Source organism: Neptunicoccus sediminis (assembly GCF_001719615.1).
In the GTDB taxonomy this organism is placed as follows: Bacteria; Pseudomonadota; Alphaproteobacteria; order Rhodobacterales; family Rhodobacteraceae; genus Amylibacter; species Amylibacter sediminis.
Map to the genome: position 1 here is coordinate 1 of NZ_MDVX01000038.1, position 21,959 is coordinate 21,959.

Sequence of the window (21,959 nt, forward strand, 5' to 3'; positions counted from 1 at the left end):
AATCGCGCCGTCCATTTGCGCCGCACCGGTGATCATGTTTTTCACATAGTCAGCGTGGCCCGGGCAATCAACGTGGGCGTAGTGACGGTTCTCTGTTTCATACTCAACGTGAGCAGTGGAAATGGTGATACCGCGTGCTTTTTCTTCTGGCGCGCCGTCGATCTCGTCATAGGCTTTGAACGAGTCGGAAAACTGCTTGGTGATCGCAGCCGTCAGAGTCGTCTTGCCGTGGTCAACGTGGCCGATTGTACCGATGTTACAATGCGGCTTCGTGCGTTCAAATTTCTCTTTTGCCATCTTATGGCTCCTTTTTTCTCTGCGGGTGGCGGGGTGAACCCCGCCCTACGGGTTATGGTAGGGCGGGGTTCACCCCGCCGCACCGGTTAAGCGAATTTCGACTGGATCTCTTCAGAGATGTTCGACGGAACGGCTTCGTAGTGGGAGAACTGCATGGTGAAGTTCGCACGACCCGAAGACATGGACCGCAGGGTGTTGATGTAGCCGAACATGTTGGCCAGTGGAACACGTGCGTCAATCGCGATTGCGTTGCCCCGTGTGTCCTGACCCTGAACCATCCCGCGACGGGAGGTCAGATCGCCGATGATACCGCCGGTGTATTCTTCCGGAGTAACAACTTCGACCTTCATGATCGGTTCGAGCATCTTCGCGCCGGCTTTCTTCATGCCTTCGCGCATACCCATACGGCCTGCGATTTCAAACGCCATGACGCTGGAGTCAACGTCGTGGAATTTACCGTCAAGCAGCTCAACCTTGAAGTCGATAACCGGGAAGCCGGCCAGAGGCCCGCTGTCCATCACGGACTCGATACCCTTTTGAACGCCAGGGATGTATTCTTTTGGAATAGCACCACCAACGATCTTGGATTCAAAGGAGAACCCTTCGCCAGGCTCGGTCGGGATGATGTTCATCTTGACCTCAGCGTACTGACCCGAACCACCCGACTGTTTCTTGTGGGTGTAGGTGATTTCAGCTTCGTGAGAAATTGTCTCACGATACGCAACCTGAGGCGCACCGATGTTCGCTTCAACCTTGAATTCACGCTTCAGACGATCAACCAGAATGTCCAGGTGAAGTTCGCCCATGCCTTTCATGATGGTCTGACCGGATTCGAGGTCAGTTTCCACACGGAAGGAGGGGTCTTCAGCAGCAAGACGGGCCAGACCCTGAGACATTTTCTCTTGGTCGGCTTTGGTTTTCGGCTCAACAGCAATCTCGATCACGGGATCGGGGAATGTCATTGTTTCCAGAACCACCGGATCGTTCACAGCACAGATGGTGTCACCTGTTGTTGTGTCTTTCAGACCCGCCAGCGCGATAATATCGCCTGCGAATGCTTCGGTGATTTCTTCACGCTCGATCGAGTGCATCATCATCATCCGGCCAACACGCTCTTTTTTACCCTTGGTAGAGTTGAGCATGGTGTCGCCTTTGGTCAGCGTACCAGAATAGATCCGTGTGAATGTCAGCGATCCGACAAACGGGTCGTTCATGATTTTGAACGCAAGGCCAGAGAACGCCATATCATCGTCCGCACGACGCGGGATGTTACGTGTTTCTGTTTCGTCGCCCGGCTTGAAACCCATGTAATCTACAACGTCCAACGGGGACGGCAGATAATCCACAACAGCGTTCAACAGAGGCTGAACACCTTTGTTTTTGAACGCAGAGCCACCCAACACAGGAACGAATGCCATAGCCAGAGTACCTTTACGCAGCAGTTTGCGCAGGGTCGGTACGTCAGGCTCTTCGCCTTCGAGGTAAGCTTCCATCGCGTCGTCGTCTTGTTCGACAGCCGCTTCGATCATCTTACCGCGCCATTCGTCAGCCATGTCTTTCAGGCTGTCACGGATCGGAGCCTTAACCCAGGACGCACCCAGATCTTCGCCCTGCCACAGCCATTCTTCCATGGTTACGAGATCAACAAGACCCTCGAGTTCTGACTCAGCGCCGATTGGGATACCCACAGGTACAGCAACTGCCCCCGTACGCTCTTCAATCATTCTGACACAGTTGAAGAAGTCCGCGCCGATTTTGTCCATTTTGTTCACGAAAACCATCCGTGGAACTTTGTAACGGTCAGCCTGACGCCAAACGGTTTCGGTTTGGGGTTCTACACCTGCGTTCGCGTCGAGCACACATACCGCGCCATCAAGAACAGCAAGGGAACGTTCAACTTCGATGGTGAAGTCAACGTGGCCCGGAGTGTCGATGATGTTGAAACGGTGCTTTGGCGAATCCGGTGACTTACCGTCTTCTGTCCGTTCCCAGAATGTGGTTGTCGCAGCAGAAGTAATCGTGATGCCACGCTCCTGCTCTTGCTCCATCCAGTCCATGGTGGACGCACCTTCATGGGTCTCGCCCATGATGTGGTTTTTGCCTGTGTAAAACAGAATCCGCTCTGAGCAGGTTGTCTTACCCGCATCAATATGCGCCATAATCCCGAAGTTGCGGTATAGTTCTAGTGGATATTCACGTGCCATTAGACGGACTTCCTCTTACCAGCGATAGTGGCTGAAGGCTTTGTTCGCCTCTGCCATTTTGTGGGTGTCTTCGCGTTTCTTAACCGCGGAACCACGGGAGTTCACAGCATCCATAAGTTCGGATGCGAGACGCTCTTCCATAGTGTTCTCGTTGCGGGCGCGGGACGCTTTGATCAACCAACGGATCGCCAGAGCCTCACGGCGCTCGGGACGAACTTCGACAGGTACCTGATAGGTGGCACCACCCACACGACGGGAGCGAACCTCCACGGCAGGTTTGATGTTGTCGAGCGCTTCGTGGAACACTTCCACAGGCGCGCGTTTGGTTTTGTCTTCAACGCGACCCAACGCGCCATAGACGATACGCTCGGCGGCAGATTTCTTGCCGTCCAGCATCAGGTTGTTCATAAACTTAGACAGAACGCGGTCGTGAAACTTGGCGTCTGGCAGGATTTCTCTTTTTTCAGCGCGATGGCGACGTGACATATCTTGTTATCCTTACTTCGGCTTCTTCGCGCCGTATTTCGAGCGACGTTGTTTACGGTCTTTAACACCTTGGGTATCCAGAACACCGCGCAGGATGTGGTAACGGACACCCGGAAGGTCTTTTACACGACCGCCGCGGATCAGAACAACAGAGTGTTCCTGAAGGTTGTGGCTTTCACCAGGGATATAAGAGATGACCTCGAAACCATTTGTCAGGCGCACTTTGGCAACCTTACGCATAGCCGAGTTCGGCTTCTTAGGTGTTGTTGTGTAAACGCGTGTACATACACCACGTTTTTGCGGGCAAGACTGCAAGTGCATCGACTTGGAGCGTTTAACTTTCGGCTGGCGCGGCTTGCGGATCAGCTGTTGGATTGTTGGCATTCGGAAACTCCGTTTTACCTATTTCAAACTCGAATAGGTGCATGATCTATCGATCAAACACCGCGAACACGGCAGCCCGCACGAGTGTGAATGGGCTACCGCGGTTAAATTCCAGAGGATCGGGGCACAGGCCCGGATCTTGACCGCCAATGTATGGCTAGAAACGATTCCCAAAGCAGACAATCGTAGCTGTGAACGCGCGTATAAGGGGAGTCGGCAAGCCTGTCAACAGGCGTGGATTACGGGCTTTTCAATACAGTCGTTGTTAGCCCGCTTCACCCCAAGGTACAAGCATCCGCAGGCGCCCGGCCCTAAAACCCGACAAAGCGCGCCATGTTTTCTACGGGGCGGCGGCGAGATATGACACGATTGGCCTCAAAGCTGTCATCCGGCCAGCCGAGCGCTACACAGGTCATGATCACCTGATCCTCTGGTATGCCTGCATGTTCGCGCACCACGGGGGATTGCATGATCCCCTGCCCGTTGATGACTGAGCCAAGCCCCTTGGACCACGCCGCCAGCACAAGACCGTAGGTGACGGCCCCAAGATCAAAATGGGCGATGGTGCCCTCTACCAGATCCCGATCAAGGCAGACCACAACGGACACAGGCGCATCAAACTGGCGAAAACCGCGCATCACCCAGTCCTGCCGCTTTTCCTTGTCGTGGCGCTCAATGCCCATCGCCTCAAACAGTTGCACTGCGATTTCAACCTGACGGTCGCGGTGCACCCCTTCATAGGCGCCGTGATCGACGATCTCTCGCACGGGGGGCACCCCGCCGAGCATCCGTTCGGAATTGCCTTGCCGCACAGCCTCTAGCGGTGCGCCCGTCAGTACGTGAAAATGCCATGGCTGCGTATTCATCGAACTGGGCGCGCGGTTGGCCAATGCGATGATCTCTTCCAGAAGTTCACGGTCTACCGGCGCGTTTTTGAAACCGCGAATGCTGCGCCGTCCCTGCATAGCCTGTTCAAGTTCCATTGCCCTACTCCCCTGTGTGTGTCGCACAAAACTTTTGCCGCACGTCGACGTCCCGTCAATACAAGAGGATTAGAGCATGCAAACTCCGTTACGTCCCTGCCCGCGTAGCCTTACCGTTAAGTCACCTCTGTTCAGATGCACAGCAGGGCGATAGGCTTTCCGACATGGCCAGTATAGATCAACCCGCCCTGTCCCCTGCAACCCGCGCCATCGGCTATCGCGTCCGGTTGCTCTATAGCCATTTTTCCATCCAGTTGATGACACTGATCCTGCTGGTCGCGATCATCTACACCGCGCTGAACTGGGAACCGCTGTTCCTGTTGCTGATCCCCGCAGGGATCGGCGGGCAGATGCTGACAGAGTATTCCATCCACCGGCATATCTTTCACCTGCCGCCGCCCCGCAATCAGCGGCTGTTTGATCTGCTCTATCTCTGCCACTACGGGCATCACGATTTTCCGACCAACACCAAGCTGTTTTTCGTGCCGATCTGGTTCATGCTGCCGGTTCTGGTCGCGGGTTTTCTGATCTACTGGGCAATCTTTGCCCTGCTCGGCTTTGCCAGCGCCCTGCCAATGGCGGTGGCCTTTGTCTTTGTCGGCCATGTCCTGACCTTTCTGGGGTATGAGTGGTATCACATGACCGCGCACCTCAATATTCGCAAATTCGCGCCCGAAGTGGCCGTAACCCGCCGCCACAACATCCACCACTTCAAGGATTTCACCCGCATGTTCCATGTCAGCTATGGCGGACAGATTATCGACCGTGCAATGGGCACCGCGATTGATCCGGACACGCGCGAGCGTCTGTCCCGCTCCGAGTTTATCCGCACCTTAGGTATGAAACCGGATGATCCCCGCCTGATCCGCGCCCGCGCGCGGTTCGCAGGCAAGCTCGGCCTGACGGAACGGCAGATCCAGTCAGCGCGACGCTGATCACAGGGACCGATCCCAAACTGTCTGTTTCACGTAAAAAGACAATCGGCTAGGCTGCGTCCAAAACGAAAGGATTGCCCATGCCTATTATCAACCGGATTTCAGAGTTTCACAGCGATATGACGGAATGGCGCCGCCATCTGCATTCCATTCCCGAACTGGACTTCGACCTGCCAAAAACTTCTGCTTTTGTCGCAGAAAAATTGCGCAGCTTCGGGGTGGACGAATTGCACGAAGGCATCGCCCAGACCGGTATGGTCGCCATTATCAATGGTCAGTCCGAAGGCCCCACGATCGGGTTGCGGGCCGATATGGATGCCCTGCCTATGAGTGAAAACAAGGACCACCCCCATAAATCAACCCACGCAGGCAAGATGCACGCCTGCGGCCATGACGGACACACGACCATGTTGCTGGGGGCGGCCCGCTATCTGGCGGAAACGCGCAATTTTTCGGGTCGTGTGGCGCTGATTTTCCAACCCGCCGAAGAAGGCGGTGGCGGCGGGCGGGTGATGTGCGAGGAAGGCATCATGGACCGTTTCCACATCACGCAGGTCTACGGCATCCACAACATGCCCGGCGTAGAAAGCGGAACCTTCGCGCTGAACTCCGGCGCGTTGCTGGCGGCAGCGGACACGTTCACCATTCAGATCAACGGATCGGGTGGTCACGGGGCGCAGCCGGAAAACACCAAAGACCCGCTGATCGCCGGAGTGTCACTGGTGCAGGCGCTGCAAACCATATCCTCGCGCAATCTGGGCGGGCTGGACCGCGCGGTGATCTCGGTCGGAGAGTTTGTGTCGGGAACGGCCAGCAATATCGTACCGGACACCGCCCGTATCTGCGGTACGGTGCGCACCTTTGACAAGGACGTTCAGACCACCATCGCCAAACGGATGCAGGCAATCTGTGACGGCATCGCGGCGACCTTTGATGTGAAGGTCGATCTTGACTTCGATTACGGCTACCCGCCCACAATCAACCACGCCGCAAATGCGGAAATGGCCGCCGAAGTCGCCCGAACGATTGTCGGAGAGACTATGGTGGATGCGGATACAAAACCGATCCTCCCCGCCGAGGATTTCGCCTATATGCTGGAAGAACGCCCCGGCGCCTACCTGTTTCTCGGACAGGGCGACAGCGCACCGGTGCATCATCCGGATTATGATTTCAACGACGACATCTCCCCCATCGGCGCAAGCTTTTTCGCCAGAATGGTGGAAACGCTGCAACCCAGAGGCTGACGTCGCGGGGCGGTTCCTACCGCCCCCAGCTTTCCAGATCCGTGCGTTTCAGATCAAAGGCCGTGCGCAGTTGCACGTCTACTTCGGTCTGGCCGAGCAGTTTGGTTTCGCCGGTGAACTCCGGCTTACTGTCGTTGTCGCGGTGGATCGTGCGCAGCCAGCTTGGGCAGTCCACGTCGGAAAACGTGGTAAAAAATGCAGGCAGTTTGCGGTGGTTGCGGGAATAGATATTTTCATGGGCGCCGGTGCGCGTGATCATGGCTGTGCCCACGGACAGGGGCGTGCGTTCTACCGCGTCAAAGATATGGTTCTTCTGCTGGCCGATCTTCAGATACAGCCCGCGATTGAAGGACATCACCACGGGGGCGGCATCGTCTTTCACCTGTGCCAGCTTTACCGCACGGGCCCTGATCCGCTCGATAAATGCCTTATCGAGCATATCGTCATCATCAAGCCGGAAGGATGTGAAATAATCCGCACTGGAGTCCTGCAGCGCATCATAACAGGAACGGATCGCGCGGAACTGGGGCATGAAGGGTTTCTCAACCACCTGCGCCGGTTCCCAGCCGGACACCAGATCGCGCAACCGGTCCTTGTAGTTTTGCGGAAAGCTCTGGGTGATCAGGAACACAATGCGAAAACCCTGATCTGTCTGGTATTTCAGGCTGCGCAGGGCGAAATCTTCAAACAGACGAAAGCGGCGCTCCATCCGTTCCGGCGCATAGATCATGGCCTCCTGATCTGCCTGACTGTCGTGACTATGGGCAAATCCCCCTTTAGAAATATAAGAGAAACGCATCACGCCGACGATCTGGTTTTTATCCGCTGTCATATTTCCCCCTATGCAACTTCGGGTAGTCTACTGTTAAAATATCGCGGATCAAACGCTTTGCAAAAAATGCGTTGGTCTGCAGGCTGCTGCGCCGTAAGCTCGGCAGAATTTAATTGAGGGTATCATGCAAGTTATCGGCCTGACACGTTTTTCCTTTGCCACCATCGGCGGCTTTCAGATCCAGCATGACACGCTGGAGGACCACATTGCCTACCTTTACGGGCAACAGCGGATGGAGGAGCGGTTTACCTATTTTGAACACCTCTGCCTGCCCGCGCTAAAACGCCAGAGCCACCCTGACTTTACCCTTGCCGTGCTCGCCTGTAGCGAGATGCCCGCGCAATATCTGGAACGGTTGCAAGACCTGCTGACGGACCTGCCCCAAGCGCGTCTGTTCCTGCGCCCCCCGGCCAACCACCGCGCTGTGATGGAAGAGATCATCGGCCTGTGCAAACGGGAAAACGCGGAATGGATCGCCCATTTTCGCATGGATGACGATGACGCTGTTGCGTTGAATTTTATCGAGGACGTGCACGATCTGTTCCCGCGCCTGCGGCCGATGGCGGAACTGAAACAACAGCTCGGTCTGGACTACACCAACGGTTATGCCCTGCGCAAAGGCGATGCCGGACTGGAGATCAACACACGGCAAAAGGCCAACTGGACGCCGGCGCAGGTGATCTTTTTGCCCGCCAGCGATACGCGAACCCATGTGCATCTGCCCCACCAGAAGCTGAACCAGCTTATACCGACCGTCACCCTGCCCCACCCGCTGATGTTTGTGCGCACGCAGAACGGGTCAAACGATTCCGGCGATGTCTTCCCGAAACATTTCGCCCCGATGGAAGATGAACACCGCCGCAAGCTGAAGTTCCGCTTCGGGGTGAATGTCAAAGAATTCCGTCAGGCCATAGAGAGGCTCTGAAACGCAAAAGCCCGACCAAATGGCCGGGCTTTCGCAATTCTATCAGGCTGGAAATCAGCTTGGCTGTTCGGTGCCGTCACCGCCGTCACCAAAACCCACACCCAGATCTTCGCCCATAACACCGTCTTCGGCATCAGAGACATCAAAGCCGGACATGTTGTCATCCCCCACCGGGCCGAGGAGTGCAGCGGCTTCTTCTGCTGCTGCCTTGTTTTCCTCGATGACTTTGGTGTCACGATCAGACGCGATTTTCTTGATCTGATGGGTTGCCCCGCCAGTACCAGCCGGGATCAGACGCCCGACGATCACGTTCTCTTTCAGGCCGATCAGCTTGTCACGTTTGCCCTGAACCGAAGCTTCGGTCAGAACACGCGTGGTTTCCTGGAACGACGCCGCCGAGATGAAGGAGCGTGTTTGCAGCGATGCTTTGGTGATACCCAGAAGGATCGGACCGCCTTTGGCTGGCTCCAGTCCTTTGGCTTCCGCCTTGGCATTCACTTCGTCAAACTCTGCCTTGTCGACCTGCTCACCCTTCAACAGAGTGGTGCCGCCGGAATGGGAAACTTCCCATTTTTGCAGCATCTGGCGCACGATCACTTCGATATGCTTATCGTTGATCTTAACACCTTGCAGACGATACACGTCCTGAACTTCGTCGATCATATAGTCGGCCAGAGCCTCGACACCCATAATATTCAGGATGTCATGGGGCGCCGGATTGCCGTCCATGATGTATTCGCCCTTCTGGATGAAATCACCTTCCTGAACAGGAATGTGTTTCCCTTTAGGCACCATGTATTCAACCGGCTCCAGACTCTCGTCTGCTGGCTCGATAGAGATGCGACGCTTGTTCTTGTAGTCGCGGCCAAAGCGCACGTAACCATCGATCTCAGCGATGATCGCGTGGTCTTTCGGACGACGGGCTTCGAACAGTTCGGCAACACGCGGCAGACCACCGGTGATGTCTTTTGTTTTCGCACCTTCACGCGGAATACGCGCAACAACGTCACCGGCTTTTACGTCTTGACCGTCTTCGACCGACAGAATCGCATCTACCGACATGGCGTAGGATACAGGGTTGCCTGCATCGTTGCGCACCGGATCGCCGTTTTCATCCATGACGATGATTTCAGGCTTCAGATCGTTGCCTTTTGGCGCGGAACGCCAGTCGGTTACGATCTTCTGGCTGATACCAGTTGCGTCATCGGTTTCGTCACGAACCGAAATACCGGCTGTCAGGTCAACAAACTTGGTTGTACCATCTTTCTCGGCAATGATCGGCAGCGTGTAAGGGTCCCATTCATAGAGCTTGTCGCCCCGTGAAACCTTGTCCCCGTCCTTCACCATGATTTTTGTACCATAGCTCAGTTTGTGGGACGCACGCTCGACACCGTTTTCGTCAGAGATCACGATCTCAACACTCCGCCCCATAACGATCATTTCACCGTCACGGTTTTTCAGAATGTTCGGATTGCGCAGATCAACTGTACCGTCAACGCTGGCTTCCTGGAAGGACTGCTGACCACCCTGCGCAATACCGCCAATGTGGAAGGTCCGCATTGTCAGCTGTGTACCGGGTTCACCGATGGACTGCGCTGCGATGATGCCCACGGCCTCACCCGGGTTCACTTGCGTACCCCGTGCCAGATCGCGGCCGTAACAGGTCGCACAGATACCGTCTTCGGCTTCACACGTCAGCGGCGAACGGATCTGCATGGTGTTGATGCCCGAGTTCTCGATCAGGTCGGCCATGCGTTCGTCGATCAGTTCACCCCGCGGGCAGATCAGCTCTCCGGTGGCCGGGTTGAGGATATCCTCGTTGGTGACACGACCAAGGATGCGCTCGGACAGGGAGGCAACAACCTCACCGTCGTTAACAGCCGCCGTCGCGGTGATCCCGCGCTCGGTTCCACAATCGATTTCCCGCACGATACAGTCCTGCGCAACGTCAACCAGACGTCGTGTCAGATAACCGGAGTTCGCTGTTTTCAAAGCGGTATCTGCCAGACCCTTACGGGCACCGTGGGTGGAGTTGAAGTACTCCAGAACGGTCAGACCTTCTTTAAAGTTGGAGATAATCGGCGTTTCGATGATCTCGCCGTTCGGCTTGGCCATCAGACCGCGCATACCGCCCAGCTGTTTCATCTGTGCAGGGGAACCCCGCGCACCGGAGTGCGCCATCATGTAAACGCTGTTCGGTTCCATTTCGGCACCGGCATCGTCCACTTTCATGGCCGAGATGTCGCCCATCATGGCATCCGCAACCGCGTCGGAACATTTGGACCAGCTATCGACAACTTTGTTGTACTTCTCACCCTGAGTGATCAGACCGTCGAGGTACTGTTGTTCAAACTCTTTTACCTGATCGCGGGTATCGTTCACGATCGCCCATTTGCTGTCAGGGATAACCATGTCGTCCTTGCCGAAGGAAATACCGGCCTTGAACGCTTCACGGAAACCAAGGGTCATGATCTGGTCACAGAAGATAACCGATTCCTTCTGACCGCAATAACGGTAGACGGTATCAATTACCTCGCCCACTTCTTTCTTCCGCAGCAGACGGTTGACGATGTCAAACGGCGCTTTGGCGTTCAGAGGCAGCATGGCGCCCAGACGGACACGGCCCGGCGTGGTTTCATAGCGTACAAAGATGGTGTTACCTTCTTCGTCCACCTGCTCCATCCGGCAGTTGATCTTGGTGTGCAGGTGCACGATGCCCGCGTCCAGCGCGTGGTTCACTTCCTGCTCGGACGCAAAGGTCATGCCCTGACCTTTCATGCCCTCACGTTCCATCGTGATGTAGTAGAGACCCAAAATCATGTCCTGCGACGGAACGATGATCGGCTTACCGTTGGCAGGCGACAGAACGTTGTTTGTGGACATCATCAGAACACGCGCTTCCAACTGGGCCTCAAGGCTCAGTGGAACGTGAACCGCCATTTGGTCGCCGTCAAAGTCGGCGTTAAACGCGGAACAGACCAGCGGGTGCAGCTGAATGGCTTTACCTTCGATCAACGTGGGTTCGAATGCCTGAATGCCAAGACGGTGCAGCGTTGGCGCACGGTTCAGCAGAACAGGGTGTTCACGGATCACTTCATCCAGAATATCCCAAACTTCTGGACGCTCTTTTTCAACGATCTTTTTAGCTTGCTTCACAGTGGATGACAGGCCTTTGGCCTCCAAACGGCTGTAAATAAACGGCTTGAACAGCTCCAGCGCCATCTTCTTGGGAAGACCACATTGGTGCAGTTTCAGTTCCGGACCCGTCACAATCACCGAACGACCGGAAAAGTCGACCCGTTTCCCCAAAAGGTTCTGACGGAAGCGGCCTTGTTTACCCTTCAGCATGTCGGACAGGGATTTCAGCGGACGCTTGTTGGCACCAGTGATCACCCGACCGCGACGGCCGTTGTCAAACAGCGCATCCACAGATTCCTGCAGCATCCGCTTTTCGTTGCGCACGATAATATCAGGTGCACGCAGTTCGATCAAACGTTTCAGACGGTTGTTCCGGTTGATCACACGACGGTAAAGGTCGTTCAGATCGGAGGTGGCAAAGCGGCCACCATCCAGTGGCACCAGCGGGCGCAGCTCTGGCGGGATCACGGGGATCACGGTCAGGATCATCCACTCCGGACGGTTGCCGGATTCCAGGAAGGATTCCACAACTTTCAGACGTTTGATGATCTTCTTGGGCTTCAGTTCACCAGTGGCTTCGGCCAGATCGGCACGCAGCTGTTCGGCTTCTGCTTCCAGATCAATGTTGGCCAGCATTTCACGGATGGCTTCCGCACCGATACCTGCGTTGAACGCGTCTTCGCCATAGACATCTTGCGCGTCCATGTACTCTTCTTCGTTCATCATCTGACCGTAGTTCAGGTCCGTCAGGCCCGGCTCGATCACAACGTATTGTTCAAAATACAGAACACGCTCCAGCTCGCGCAGGGTCATGTCCAGCATCAGACCGATACGGGATGGCAGGGATTTCAGGAACCAAATGTGTGCAACAGGTGCCGCCAGTTCGATGTGGCCCATACGCTCACGGCGTACCTTTTGCAGCGTAACTTCAACACCACATTTCTCACAGGTCACACCACGGTATTTCATCCGCTTGTATTTGCCGCACAGACATTCGTAATCTTTGATCGGGCCAAAGATACGGGCACAGAACAGGCCGTCCCGTTCTGGCTTGAAGGTCCGGTAGTTGATTGTCTCGGGCTTTTTGATCTCACCGTAGGACCAGCTCAGGATCCGCTCTGGCGAGGCCAGAGAGATCTTGATTTCGTCAAAGGTTCGAGGCGCCTGGACGGGGTTAAACGGGTTGTTCGTGATTTCTTGGTTCATTTTTTGATCCTAATCTCGATTTCCAAAGGGAGTAAGGCGCGGGCGCCTTACTCTGTCTCCGCGTCCAGCAGCTCGACGTTCAAGCCAAGCGAGCGGATCTCTTTCACGAGAACATTGAACGATTCCGGAATACCGGCCTCGAAATTGTCCTCGCCTTTGACGATGGCTTCATAAACCTTGGTCCGGCCTGCAACGTCATCCGATTTCACCGTTAGCATTTCCTGCAGGGTGTAAGCGGCGCCGTAGGCTTCCAGTGCCCAGACTTCCATCTCACCGAAGCGCTGACCACCGAACTGCGCCTTACCACCCAGCGGCTGCTGTGTAACGAGCGAGTATGGCCCAGTCGAACGGGCGTGGATTTTGTCGTCCACAAGGTGATGCAGCTTCAGCAGGTATTTCACGCCGACAGTTACAGGGCGGGCGAATTGCTCACCTGTGCGACCGTCAAACACGATGGACTGACCGGAGGTTTCGAAACCGGCACGGGTTAGCGCATCGTTTACGTCAGCCTCTTTGGCCCCATCAAATACCGGCGTTGCAATCGGAACACCGTTGGTCACGTTGCCAGCCGCCTCCAAGAACTCTGTCTCGGTCATGTCTTCGATGACTTCGGCATAAAGATCGTCACCATAAGCGGTTTTCATCGCGTCCCGAACAGGGGTCATATCCCCGGTGCGGCGATAGTCGCGCAGGGCTTCGGAAATGCTCTGACCCAAGCCGCGTGCGGCCCAACCCATATGCGTTTCCAGAATCTGACCAACGTTCATCCGCGAAGGCACACCCAGCGGGTTCAGACAGAAATCAACCGGCGTACCATCGGCAAGGAACGGCATGTCTTCGATCGGAACAACGCGGGAGATAACCCCTTTGTTGCCGTGACGACCGGCCATTTTATCACCCGGTTGCAGCTTGCGCTTCACCGCGATGAAGACTTTGACCATCTTCATCACACCCGGTGGCAGGTCATCGCCGCGACGGACTTTTTCCACCTTGTCTTCAAACCGTGCTTCCAGAGCCTTCTTCTGCACTTCGTATTGTGCATTAAGGGCTTCAACCTCGGCGGCTTCCTTGTCGTCGGACAGGGCCAGTTGCCACCATTGACCGCGGCTCAGGCTTTCCAGCAGTTCTGCATCAATGGTCGAACCGGCTTTGACACCCTTTGGACCTTTGACAGCAACCTTGCCCTCAACCATGGAACGCAGACGCGCATAGATGTTACGGTCAAGAATGACCATCTCATCGTCGCGGTCGCGGCTCAGGCGTTCGACTTCTTCACGCTCGATTTGCAGAGCACGTTCGTCTTTTTCAACGCCGTGACGGTTGAACACACGGACCTCAACAACAGTACCGTAGTCGCCGGGTGGCAGACGCAAGGATGTATCCCGAACGTCGGAGGCTTTCTCACCAAAGATGGCACGCAGAAGTTTTTCTTCCGGAGTCATCGGGCTTTCGCCTTTTGGTGTGATCTTACCAACCAGAATATCCGCAGGACCCACTTCGGCACCGATGTAAACGATACCGGCTTCGTCCAGATTGCGCAGGGCTTCTTCACCTACGTTCGGAATATCACGGGTGATTTCCTCTGGGCCAAGCTTTGTATCACGAGCCGCCACTTCGAATTCCTCAATGTGGATGGATGTGAACACGTCATCCTTCACGATCCGTTCGGAGATCAGGATGGAGTCCTCATAGTTGTAGCCGTTCCAAGGCATAAACGCGACGAGGATGTTCTTACCCAGTGCCAGTTCCCCCAGATCGGTGGACGGACCATCGGCAATAACTTCGCCACCGGAAACCTTGTCACCCACCTTCACCAGCGGACGCTGGTTGATACAGGTGTTCTGGTTCGAGCGCTGGAACTTGCGCAGACGGTAGATGTCTACACCCGGATCGCCCGGTTCCAGATTCTCAGTGGCACGCACAACGATACGCATCGCGTCAACTTGGTCGATGATACCACCACGGCGGGCCGTGATCGCAGCACCGGAATCCCGTGCAACAACTTCTTCGATGCCGGTCCCCACGTAAGGCGCTTCGGCCTTCACCAGAGGAACAGCCTGACGTTGCATGTTCGAACCCATCAATGCGCGGTTGGCGTCATCGTTTTCAAGGAACGGGATCAGCGAGGCCGCAACAGACACCAGCTGTTTTGGCGAAACGTCGATATAGTCGATGTTCGACGGCTGGGTCAGCATGTATTCACCGGCCTGACGGGAAGACGCCAGATCGTTGGTGAACCGGCCTTCTTCGTCAAGCTGCGCGTTGGCCTGCGCCACAGTATAGCGCATTTCCTCGGTCGCGGACATATACTGCACTTCATCCGTCACCTTGGAGTCCGTCACTTTACGGTAAGGTGTTTCGATGAAGCCGTATTTGTTCACACGGGCAAAGGACGCCAGCGAGTTAATCAGACCAATGTTCGGACCCTCGGGCGTTTCAATCGGACACATACGACCGTAGTGTGTCGGATGCACGTCGCGCACCTCAAAGCCGGCACGTTCGCGGGTCAGACCGCCTGGCCCAAGCGCAGACAGGCGGCGCTTGTGTGTCACTTCGGACAGCGGGTTGGTTTGGTCCATGAACTGGGACAGCTGGGAAGAGCCGAAGAATTCACGAACGGCCGCAGCCGCCGGTTTCGCGTTGATCAGGTCTTGCGGCATGATCGTGTCGATTTCGACAGAGGACATGCGTTCCTTGATCGCGCGCTCCATGCGCAGCAGGCCAACACGGTACTGGTTTTCCATCAGCTCGCCAACGGAACGCACACGACGGTTGCCAAGGTGGTCAATATCGTCGATGTCGCCCTTGCCGTCGCGCAGATCAACCAGCGCCTTGATGACGGCGATGATGTCTTCCTTGCGCAGCGTGCGCTGGGTGTCTTCCGCATCCAGTTGCAGACGCATGTTCATTTTAACACGGCCAACAGCGGACAGGTCGTAACGCTCGGAATCAAAGAACAGCGTGTCAAACAGCGCAGAGGCTGCTTCAACGGTCGGTGGCTCACCCGGACGCATGACGCGGTAGATGTCCATCAGCGCCGTGTCGCGGTGGTGGTTCTTGTCCACAGCCATCGTGGTGCGGATGTACGGACCAACGTTGACGTTGTCGATGTCCAGAGTCGGAACGTCGGTCACACCGTTTTCCAGCAAAAGCTGGATGGTGCCGCCGTTGATTTCGCCGTCTTTGTCATATTCCAGCGTCAGCTCGTCACCGGCTTCGACCCAAATCTCGCCGGTTTCTTCGTTGATGATGTCTTTGGCTGCGAAACGGCCTGCCAGATGCTCAAACGGGACGAGGATTTCTGTAACCTTGCCTTCGTCTTTCAGCTTTTTAACGGTCCGCGGGGTGACTTTTTTGCCAGCTTCGGCAATCACTTCGCCGGAGTCTGCGTCGATGATGTCATAAGACGGTTTTGTGCCACGAATCCGGTCCGGGAAGAATTTGGTTGCCCAACCCTTCTGCCCTTTGACCAGACGGAAATTCACCGTGTCATAATACGCATCACAAATGCCTTCCTGATCCAGACCCAGCGCATACAGCAGGGTTGTCACGGGCAGTTTGCGGCGACGGTCGATCCGTGCGTAAACCACATCTTTGGCATCAAATTCAAAGTCCAGCCACGATCCGCGGTAAGGAATGATCCGCGAAGCAAACAGCAGTTTACCGGAGGAGTGGGTTTTACCCTTGTCGTGGTCAAAGAACACACCGGGGGAGCGGTGCATCTGGGAAACGATCACCCGCTCTGTGCCGTTCACAACGAACGTCCCGTTTTGCGTCATCAAGGGCATGTCGCCCATGAACACGTCTTGTTCCTTAATATCCTTGACGGATTTCGCGCCTGTATCCTCGTCGATATCGAACACGATCAGACGCAGCGTTACCTTCAAAGGTGCGCTGTAGGTCATATCCCGCTGCTGACATTCCTCAACATCGTATTTCGGACGTTCCAGTTCGTATTTCACGAACTCCAGAATGGCGGTTTCGTTGAAGTCCTTGATCGGGAAAACCGATTGGAATACGCCTTGGATACCCTCACCGTCGGTGTGGGTGTCCTGATCGCCGGACCGAAGGAAAAGATCGTAAGAGCTTTTCTGCACTTCGATCAGGTTTGGCATATCCAAAACTTCACGAATTTTGCCATAGTATTTGCGGATACGTTTAAAGCCAGAATGGGTCTGAGCCATGCGCGTCGTCACCTTATCATATGTCCACCAGTCACAATCGTTGGGCACCGATTGATCATGATCCCATCAACACGAGATAATTCCATTCTTGCGAGAGTTCCCAAACCTTCGCACCCGAATTATTCCCGCGTCTTTCAAGAGGTCTGGGGGTCAGGCCCCTTGAAAGACGCGTCGTTATGTGTCCGATACCGGCTTGCACCTGCCACAGACGTGAGCGGCTGAACCCGCAAATTTGCGGATCCAGCCCTATTTTCAAAACACCGAACCGAAGTTCGGGCCGAATTACTTGAGTTCGATCTCAGCGCCAGCTGCTTCCAGCTTGGTTTTGATTTCTTCAGCTTCAGCTTTGGTTGCGCCTTCTTTGACAGCTTTGCCGCCAGCTTCAACCAGGTCTTTTGCTTCTTTGAGGCCCAGGCCAGTGATGGCGCGAACTTCTTTGATGACGTTGATTTTCTTGTCACCAGCAGATTTCAGGATGACGTCAAACTCGTCTTTTTCCTCAGCAGCAGCGCCACCAGCGTCTGCAGCACCGGCAACCATTACGGCGCCACCAGCAGCAGGCTCGATGCCATACTCGTCTTTCAGGAGAGTTTTCAGTTCTTGTGCTTCCAGCAGGGTCAGACCTACAATGCTTTCAGCGAGTGCTTTGATATCAGCCATTTGATATTTCCGTTTCCGTTAGATTGTGTTTTCCGGTGTGGTTTACGTATTGTCCCACCGGCCTCACATTTGCAGTTATTGTTATGCAGCCTCTGCCTTTTCCTCGATCGTCGAGAGGATACTCGCGATGTTGGAGGCAGGCGCGCCAATCGCACCGGCGATGTTGGAAGCAGGTGCCCCGATACAACCAACGATGGAAGCAATAAGCTCCTCGCGGGATGGCATCGCAGCAACGGCTTTCACACCGGCAACGTCCAGAAGGTTATCCCCCATAGACCCGCCGAGAATAACGAGCTTGCCGTTATCCTTTGCGAAGGCTTCTGTGGCTTTCGCCGCAGCAACCGGATCTTCGGAGTATGCAAAAACGGTCATACCTGTAAGCAGGTCTTTGACGCCTTCACATGGGGTGCCCTCAAGAGCGATTTTGGCGAGCTTGTTTTTGGCAACACGCACAGAACCACCGACGTCACGCATGCGCGCACGGTAGTCCTGCATTTCTGCAACTGTAAGACCGACATAGTGGGATACGACCACTACACCAGAGTCCGTGAAGATTTGGCCGAGTTCACCGACCACTGCTTCTTTTTGGGCTCTATCCACAGTATTGCTCCAAATTATGGAAGGCTTGCGCCCTCCGGCTCGTTTTCACCAGATTTGCCGAGGCATTTCTGGCACTTAGGGTCCTTAATTACGGTTCCCTCCCAAAACACCCGAGGCTTCCACCACGTGTCTTTGTTCGTTCACCGTCTCAGGCAAGAAATTAAGCAGGAAACCTGCACTCACCGTCTTGGACGAAAGCAGAAAAAGCGCACGACGAATCGCACGCTTCACTGCGTTGCCTTACCTAACCGCCCTGAGCCGGATTGCCAAGCCCCCAACGGCGGGAATACGCCGAATGGTTAAAATCCGCCCCGAAATCGCGGGGCGCATGCAGAGGCTTGTTGTTTTTAACGTGCCGTGCGACCAGATTTTTCCGACGCGACCCCTTAACGACGGGACGGGCGGGCGTTCCAGCGGAGATCCACAAGCCCGGAAACAGGGTTAAAATCTCGTTCACACGTTCTAACCCGATTGAATATAGCGCCTGCCGCCCCGTCATCAAGGATTCCGTCGGCATACCGTTGGCATAGATCACTTCGTGACGGTCCAGCAGCAGATGATAGTAGGTCACGACGCCACCCGCCGGACCCAGGGACACCCCATCAAGACCAAGCAGAAACTTTGCTGCAACAAAGACCTCCGTATTGCCGGTCATGCGCGCCACGATGGGAGAGCGGACAAGTATCCGGTGCTGTTGGGACACCACCAGATCCTGCGCCGGCAGGTTCACCCCCAAGGCCCCGATCCTTATACGCACAGGTCGCAAACCGCCCGTGGCCATCCGGCGGGCCGCGCCGGTCCAGCGGATCGCTTGCAGACCGTGATCCTGCGTTCGCACCAGATCCCCTACCGCCAGATCCTGAACAGCCCTCTGCCCGTGTTGCCCGGCGATCATCACGTCTTTGGTAAAACACGCGACATAATTTGCCGTTTCGCGGTTCGCGGCCAGACCGAGGCTCGCCCCCTCCGCGAGGCTGTCGAGCGTCAGAGAGCGGATTGGGCCGGCTTCCAGCGCAGCCTGATCCGCATTCGCGCTAAACTCCGGTGCCAGATAGGTGTTGCCTTCCGTGTCCTGAAAGATGACCGCCGTGATAGCTGCCGTGGTGCCGTCCGCATAGCTTACGGTCGCGTTATAGACGGCCGAAGCATCGAATATCTGATCCGGTCCGCCGTCGATGCGAAATGTCTCTGACGGATTGTTGGTCTGGTCATAAGCCCCCGAAATCCCGCCGGAAGACCCCGTGGAGCCGGACGAAAAAGACTTCACCTGATGGACCAGCGGATCACCCGCCTTGCCGAATGTCAGCCCGACAAGCGCGTTTGCATTTTCAGCCGTAAAATTGCCGTCCTGCGTATCAATATCTGCAAGGTTCCCCAGATAAAGAACGTTGAACACTTCTGCCATTGGTCTTTTCCCAAAACTCTGCCCGCCACGCAGAGGGGAATAGACCCGCAAATTATTGTGAAACTCTTTACGATCCGCAAAAAAACGCGGGTTTTCGAATGCACAGAATAAAATTCGCGAGGCAAACGGCGTAAAAGACTGATATTTATAGACTTAGGAGGGGTCTGCTTTCTTTTGAAAGCTTTAGCAAAATTCGCAGCATCTTCGGGTGATGGGGAATTTTTAACGTGTCAGGGGGCAGCCTATGCAGCCGCCCCCGACAAAAACTTTAACCGGCTTAGTCTGCCAGTGCGCCTGCAACATCAACAGAAACACCCGGGCCCATTGTAGAGCTGAGGTTGATCCGTTTCATGTAAGCGCCTTTGGAACCGGCAGGTTTGGCTTTCTGAACCGCAGAAACAAACGCTTTTACGTTCTCAACCAGTTGCTTTTCGTCGAAAGAGGCTTTGCCAACGCCAGCATGTACAACACCGGCTTTTTCAACTTTGAACTGGACTTCGCCACCTTTGGCAGCTTCCACAGCGGATTTAACATCCATTGTCACTGTGCCAACTTTAGGGTTCGGCATCAGGTTGCGCGGACCAAGCACCTTACCCAGACGGCCAACGATAGGCATCATGTCAGGGGTCGCGATGCAGCGATCGAATTCGATCTTGCCGCTTTGGATGGTTTCCATCAGGTCTTCGGCGCCAACGATGTCTGCACCGGCTGCTTCTGCTTCTTCTGCTTTTGGACCACGGGCGAATACAGCAACACGTACTGTTTTGCCTGTGCCGTTTGGCAGGGTCACAACGCCACGAACCATTTGGTCAGCGTGACGTGGATCAACACCCAGGTTCAGCGCGATTTCAACGGTTTCGTCGAATTTGGCGTTGGCATTGGATTTAACCAGAGAAACCGCTTCTTCTACAGAAATGTTTTCTTTGCCAGCGAATGCCTCACGAGCGGCAGTCGTTCTTTTTCCGTACTTAGCCATTACTTCACCTCGATGCCCATAGAACGGGCAGAGCCCAGAATGATTTTCATCGCGGATTCGATGTCATTCGCGTTCAGGTCTTTCATTTTCGCTTCTGCGATTTCTTTAACCTGTGCAACAGACACGGAACCGACAGTCTCACGACCGGGCAGTTTCGCACCGGACTTCAGCTTCGCAGCCTTGCGCAGATAGTAGGACGCAGGCGGAGTCTTGATGTCCATAGTGAAGGATTTGTCTACGAAATAAGTGATCACAGTCGGACATGGGGCGCCTGGCTCCATATCGGCTGTTTTCGCGTTGAACGCCTTACAGAATTCCATGATGTTAATGCCCCGTTGACCCAGAGCAGGGCCCACAGGTGGGGATGGGTTGGCTTGACCAGCTTTAACTTGCAGCTTCATCGTGCCAGCGACTTTTTTAGCCATTACGGCCTCCTTTGTCATCGGTGGACTGGCGTCCACCCTACAAGCAGTGACGCGTCACTGCTCTTTGGTTAGCGTGGTGCGGATCCCTGCGCGCGCGCAGATCACCTCCCACAAATGAACGGGCCTTCACCCGCTAGGCAGGGCTCCCCCTGCCGTCCACTCAGGTTTGTTTGGAAACCTGTGTGTATTCCAGTTCGACCGGCGTTGCGCGGCCAAAAATCGAAACCGTAACTTTCAGACGGGAGTTTTCTTCGTCCACGTCCTCCACCATACCGGCAAAGCCCTCAAACGGTCCGTCTGTGACATTCACGTTCTCGCCAACCTCAAAGGAGATCAGGGTCCGTGGACGTTCCGCGCCTTCTTCTACCTGGTTGAGGATCGCAGCAACTTCGCGGTCGCGCATCGGGCTTGGTTTGCCGGGTTGCCCCAGAAAGCCGGTGACGCGGTTGATGTTGTTGATCAGGTGATAGCCCTTCTCGGACATTTCCATGCGCACCAGAACATAACCGGGCATAAAGCGGCGTTCGGTCGGAACCTTCTTGCCACGGCGCACTTCGATCACTTCTTCGGTCGGGACGAGAACCTCTACGATTTCGTCCTCAAGCCCTTCCAGAGCAACCGCTTCTCTGATCGCTTCGGCAATCTTTTTCTCAAAATTTGAGAGCACAGAAACCGAATACCAACGTAACGCCATTTCGCCCGACACCTTTGCCATGGCGGGACATCCCGCCAGAATTCATTAAAATACAGATGCTTGCACATCCCGAACCCGACAGAAAAAGGGCGCACAATCCGAATCTATGCACGCCTTTTCAGTTGGGATGGGGCCATCTACCCCGTCACAGCCCTTAATTCAAGCCGCCAATGACAGAATCGTTGTCAGAACAAACTGGGTGATCTGGTCCACGCCAAAGAAAAACAGGGCGAACAGAAAGGCCATAACAAAGACCATGCCGGTTGTAATCATCGTTTCACGGCGGGTCGGCCAGACGATTTTCGCCACTTCGGCCCGAACCTGCTGTGCAAACTGCATCGGATTTGTAACAGCCATGTCCGGCTCCTCTTTTACATGCAA

18 protein-coding genes are annotated in these 21,959 nt (G+C 55.2%); 3 read left to right on the forward strand and 15 right to left on the reverse strand.

Going from position 1 to position 21,959, the window contains the following annotated elements; translation table 11 throughout:
• The 5 genes from BFV97_RS17440 to BFV97_RS17460 form a co-directional block, all read right to left on the reverse strand.
• Positions 1 to 297 (reverse strand): GTP-binding protein (locus tag BFV97_RS17440; RefSeq protein ID WP_172827922.1); only part of this gene is annotated, 297 nt, incomplete at its 3' end.
• An 86-nt stretch (positions 298 to 383) separates the two neighbouring features.
• Positions 384 to 2,501, reverse strand: a complete 2,118-nt coding sequence (gene fusA / locus BFV97_RS17445; protein ID WP_069301664.1) for an elongation factor G — start codon at positions 2,499 to 2,501, stop codon at positions 384 to 386.
• A 15-nt stretch (positions 2,502 to 2,516) separates the two neighbouring features.
• A complete protein-coding gene (rpsG, locus tag BFV97_RS17450; RefSeq protein WP_069301665.1) occupies positions 2,517 to 2,987 on the reverse strand; it encodes a 30S ribosomal protein S7 in 471 nt (156 codons plus the stop codon).
• Between the two features lie 12 nt (positions 2,988 to 2,999).
• Positions 3,000 to 3,371 (reverse strand): 30S ribosomal protein S12, encoded by a 372-nt coding sequence (rpsL, locus tag BFV97_RS17455; protein WP_069301666.1) that lies wholly within the window; start codon positions 3,369 to 3,371, stop codon positions 3,000 to 3,002.
• Between the two features lie 311 nt (positions 3,372 to 3,682).
• Entirely contained in the window at positions 3,683 to 4,354 is a 672-nt protein-coding gene (locus BFV97_RS17460) for a nitroreductase (protein WP_069301667.1), read from the reverse strand.
• A gap of 164 nt (positions 4,355 to 4,518) precedes the next feature.
• On the opposite strand from BFV97_RS17460, the gene BFV97_RS17465 reads away from it, so the two are divergent.
• Positions 4,519 to 5,289 carry a sterol desaturase family protein gene (locus tag BFV97_RS17465; protein WP_069301668.1) on the forward strand — a complete coding sequence of 257 codons (771 nt, stop codon included), beginning with the start codon at positions 4,519 to 4,521 and terminating at the stop codon, positions 5,287 to 5,289.
• 80 nt (positions 5,290 to 5,369) lie between these two features.
• Positions 5,370 to 6,533: a M20 aminoacylase family protein gene (locus tag BFV97_RS17470; protein WP_069301669.1), complete on the forward strand. Its 1,164-nt coding sequence runs from the start codon at positions 5,370 to 5,372 to the stop codon at positions 6,531 to 6,533.
• A 16-nt stretch (positions 6,534 to 6,549) separates the two neighbouring features.
• Here BFV97_RS17470 and BFV97_RS17475 read toward each other — a convergent pair whose 3' ends face one another.
• Positions 6,550 to 7,365, reverse strand: a complete 816-nt coding sequence (locus tag BFV97_RS17475; protein ID WP_069301670.1) for a glycosyltransferase — start codon at positions 7,363 to 7,365, stop codon at positions 6,550 to 6,552.
• Positions 7,366 to 7,489: 124 nt separating this feature from the next.
• Here BFV97_RS17475 and BFV97_RS17480 point away from each other — a divergent pair, with 124 nt between their 5' ends.
• Entirely contained in the window at positions 7,490 to 8,290 is an 801-nt protein-coding gene (locus tag BFV97_RS17480) for a glycosyltransferase (RefSeq protein WP_069301671.1), read from the forward strand.
• A 54-nt stretch (positions 8,291 to 8,344) separates the two neighbouring features.
• Here the strand turns inward: BFV97_RS17480 and rpoC are convergent, their stop codons facing one another.
• From rpoC to secE, 9 genes are all read right to left on the reverse strand, one after another.
• A complete protein-coding gene (rpoC, locus tag BFV97_RS17485) occupies positions 8,345 to 12,634 on the reverse strand; it encodes a DNA-directed RNA polymerase subunit beta' (protein WP_083225714.1) in 4,290 nt (1,429 codons plus the stop codon).
• A gap of 47 nt (positions 12,635 to 12,681) precedes the next feature.
• Positions 12,682 to 16,818 carry a DNA-directed RNA polymerase subunit beta gene (gene rpoB, locus BFV97_RS17490; protein WP_069301672.1) on the reverse strand — a complete coding sequence of 1,379 codons (4,137 nt, stop codon included), beginning with the start codon at positions 16,816 to 16,818 and terminating at the stop codon, positions 12,682 to 12,684.
• A gap of 282 nt (positions 16,819 to 17,100) precedes the next feature.
• Entirely contained in the window at positions 17,101 to 17,478 is a 378-nt protein-coding gene (gene rplL / locus BFV97_RS17495) for a 50S ribosomal protein L7/L12 (protein WP_069301673.1), read from the reverse strand.
• Between the two features lie 81 nt (positions 17,479 to 17,559).
• Entirely contained in the window at positions 17,560 to 18,078 is a 519-nt protein-coding gene (gene rplJ / locus BFV97_RS17500; RefSeq protein ID WP_069301674.1) for a 50S ribosomal protein L10, read from the reverse strand.
• 244 nt (positions 18,079 to 18,322) lie between these two features.
• The gene (locus BFV97_RS17505; protein WP_069301675.1) at positions 18,323 to 19,483 is read right to left on the reverse strand and encodes a Hint domain-containing protein; all 1,161 of its coding nucleotides are present in this window, start codon (positions 19,481 to 19,483) and stop codon (positions 18,323 to 18,325) included.
• A gap of 277 nt (positions 19,484 to 19,760) precedes the next feature.
• A complete protein-coding gene (rplA, locus tag BFV97_RS17510; protein ID WP_069301676.1) occupies positions 19,761 to 20,459 on the reverse strand; it encodes a 50S ribosomal protein L1 in 699 nt (232 codons plus the stop codon).
• Positions 20,459 to 20,884, reverse strand: a complete 426-nt coding sequence (gene rplK / locus BFV97_RS17515) for a 50S ribosomal protein L11 (RefSeq protein ID WP_069301677.1) — start codon at positions 20,882 to 20,884, stop codon at positions 20,459 to 20,461. The genes rplA and rplK overlap by 1 nt, the downstream gene beginning before the upstream one ends.
• A 160-nt stretch (positions 20,885 to 21,044) precedes the next feature.
• Positions 21,045 to 21,578, reverse strand: coding sequence for a transcription termination/antitermination protein NusG (nusG, locus tag BFV97_RS17520; protein ID WP_069301682.1), 534 nt, complete (start codon positions 21,576 to 21,578; stop codon positions 21,045 to 21,047).
• A gap of 159 nt (positions 21,579 to 21,737) precedes the next feature.
• Complete coding sequence (gene secE, locus BFV97_RS17525) at positions 21,738 to 21,935, reverse strand: preprotein translocase subunit SecE (protein WP_069301678.1); 198 nt, start codon at positions 21,933 to 21,935, stop codon at positions 21,738 to 21,740.
• Positions 21,936 to 21,959: the final 24 nt, after the last annotated feature.

Excerpts from the sequence above, each read along its gene's own strand:
- fusA (WP_069301664.1), bottom strand. The coding sequence starts at position 2,501 with ATGGCACGTGAATATCCACTAGAACTATACCGCAACTTCGGGATTATG.
- rpsG (WP_069301665.1), bottom strand. The coding sequence starts at position 2,987 with ATGTCACGTCGCCATCGCGCTGAAAAAAGAGAAATCCTGCCAGACGCC.
- rpsL (WP_069301666.1), bottom strand. The coding sequence starts at position 3,371 with ATGCCAACAATCCAACAGCTGATCCGCAAGCCGCGCCAGCCGAAAGTT.
- BFV97_RS17460 (WP_069301667.1), bottom strand. The coding sequence starts at position 4,354 with ATGGAACTTGAACAGGCTATGCAGGGACGGCGCAGCATTCGCGGTTTC.
- BFV97_RS17465 (WP_069301668.1), top strand. The coding sequence starts at position 4,519 with ATGGCCAGTATAGATCAACCCGCCCTGTCCCCTGCAACCCGCGCCATC.
- BFV97_RS17470 (WP_069301669.1), top strand. The coding sequence starts at position 5,370 with ATGCCTATTATCAACCGGATTTCAGAGTTTCACAGCGATATGACGGAA.
- BFV97_RS17475 (WP_069301670.1), bottom strand. The coding sequence starts at position 7,365 with ATGACAGCGGATAAAAACCAGATCGTCGGCGTGATGCGTTTCTCTTAT.
- BFV97_RS17480 (WP_069301671.1), top strand. The coding sequence starts at position 7,490 with ATGCAAGTTATCGGCCTGACACGTTTTTCCTTTGCCACCATCGGCGGC.
- rpoC (WP_083225714.1), bottom strand. The coding sequence starts at position 12,634 with ATGAACCAAGAAATCACGAACAACCCGTTTAACCCCGTCCAGGCGCCT.
- rpoB (WP_069301672.1), bottom strand. The coding sequence starts at position 16,818 with ATGGCTCAGACCCATTCTGGCTTTAAACGTATCCGCAAATACTATGGC.
- rplL (WP_069301673.1), bottom strand. The coding sequence starts at position 17,478 with ATGGCTGATATCAAAGCACTCGCTGAAAGCATTGTAGGTCTGACCCTG.
- BFV97_RS17505 (WP_069301675.1), bottom strand. The coding sequence starts at position 19,483 with ATGGCAGAAGTGTTCAACGTTCTTTATCTGGGGAACCTTGCAGATATT.
- rplA (WP_069301676.1), bottom strand. The coding sequence starts at position 20,459 with ATGGCTAAGTACGGAAAAAGAACGACTGCCGCTCGTGAGGCATTCGCT.
- rplK (WP_069301677.1), bottom strand. The coding sequence starts at position 20,884 with ATGGCTAAAAAAGTCGCTGGCACGATGAAGCTGCAAGTTAAAGCTGGT.
- nusG (WP_069301682.1), bottom strand. The coding sequence starts at position 21,578 with ATGGCGTTACGTTGGTATTCGGTTTCTGTGCTCTCAAATTTTGAGAAA.
- secE (WP_069301678.1), bottom strand. The coding sequence starts at position 21,935 with ATGGCTGTTACAAATCCGATGCAGTTTGCACAGCAGGTTCGGGCCGAA.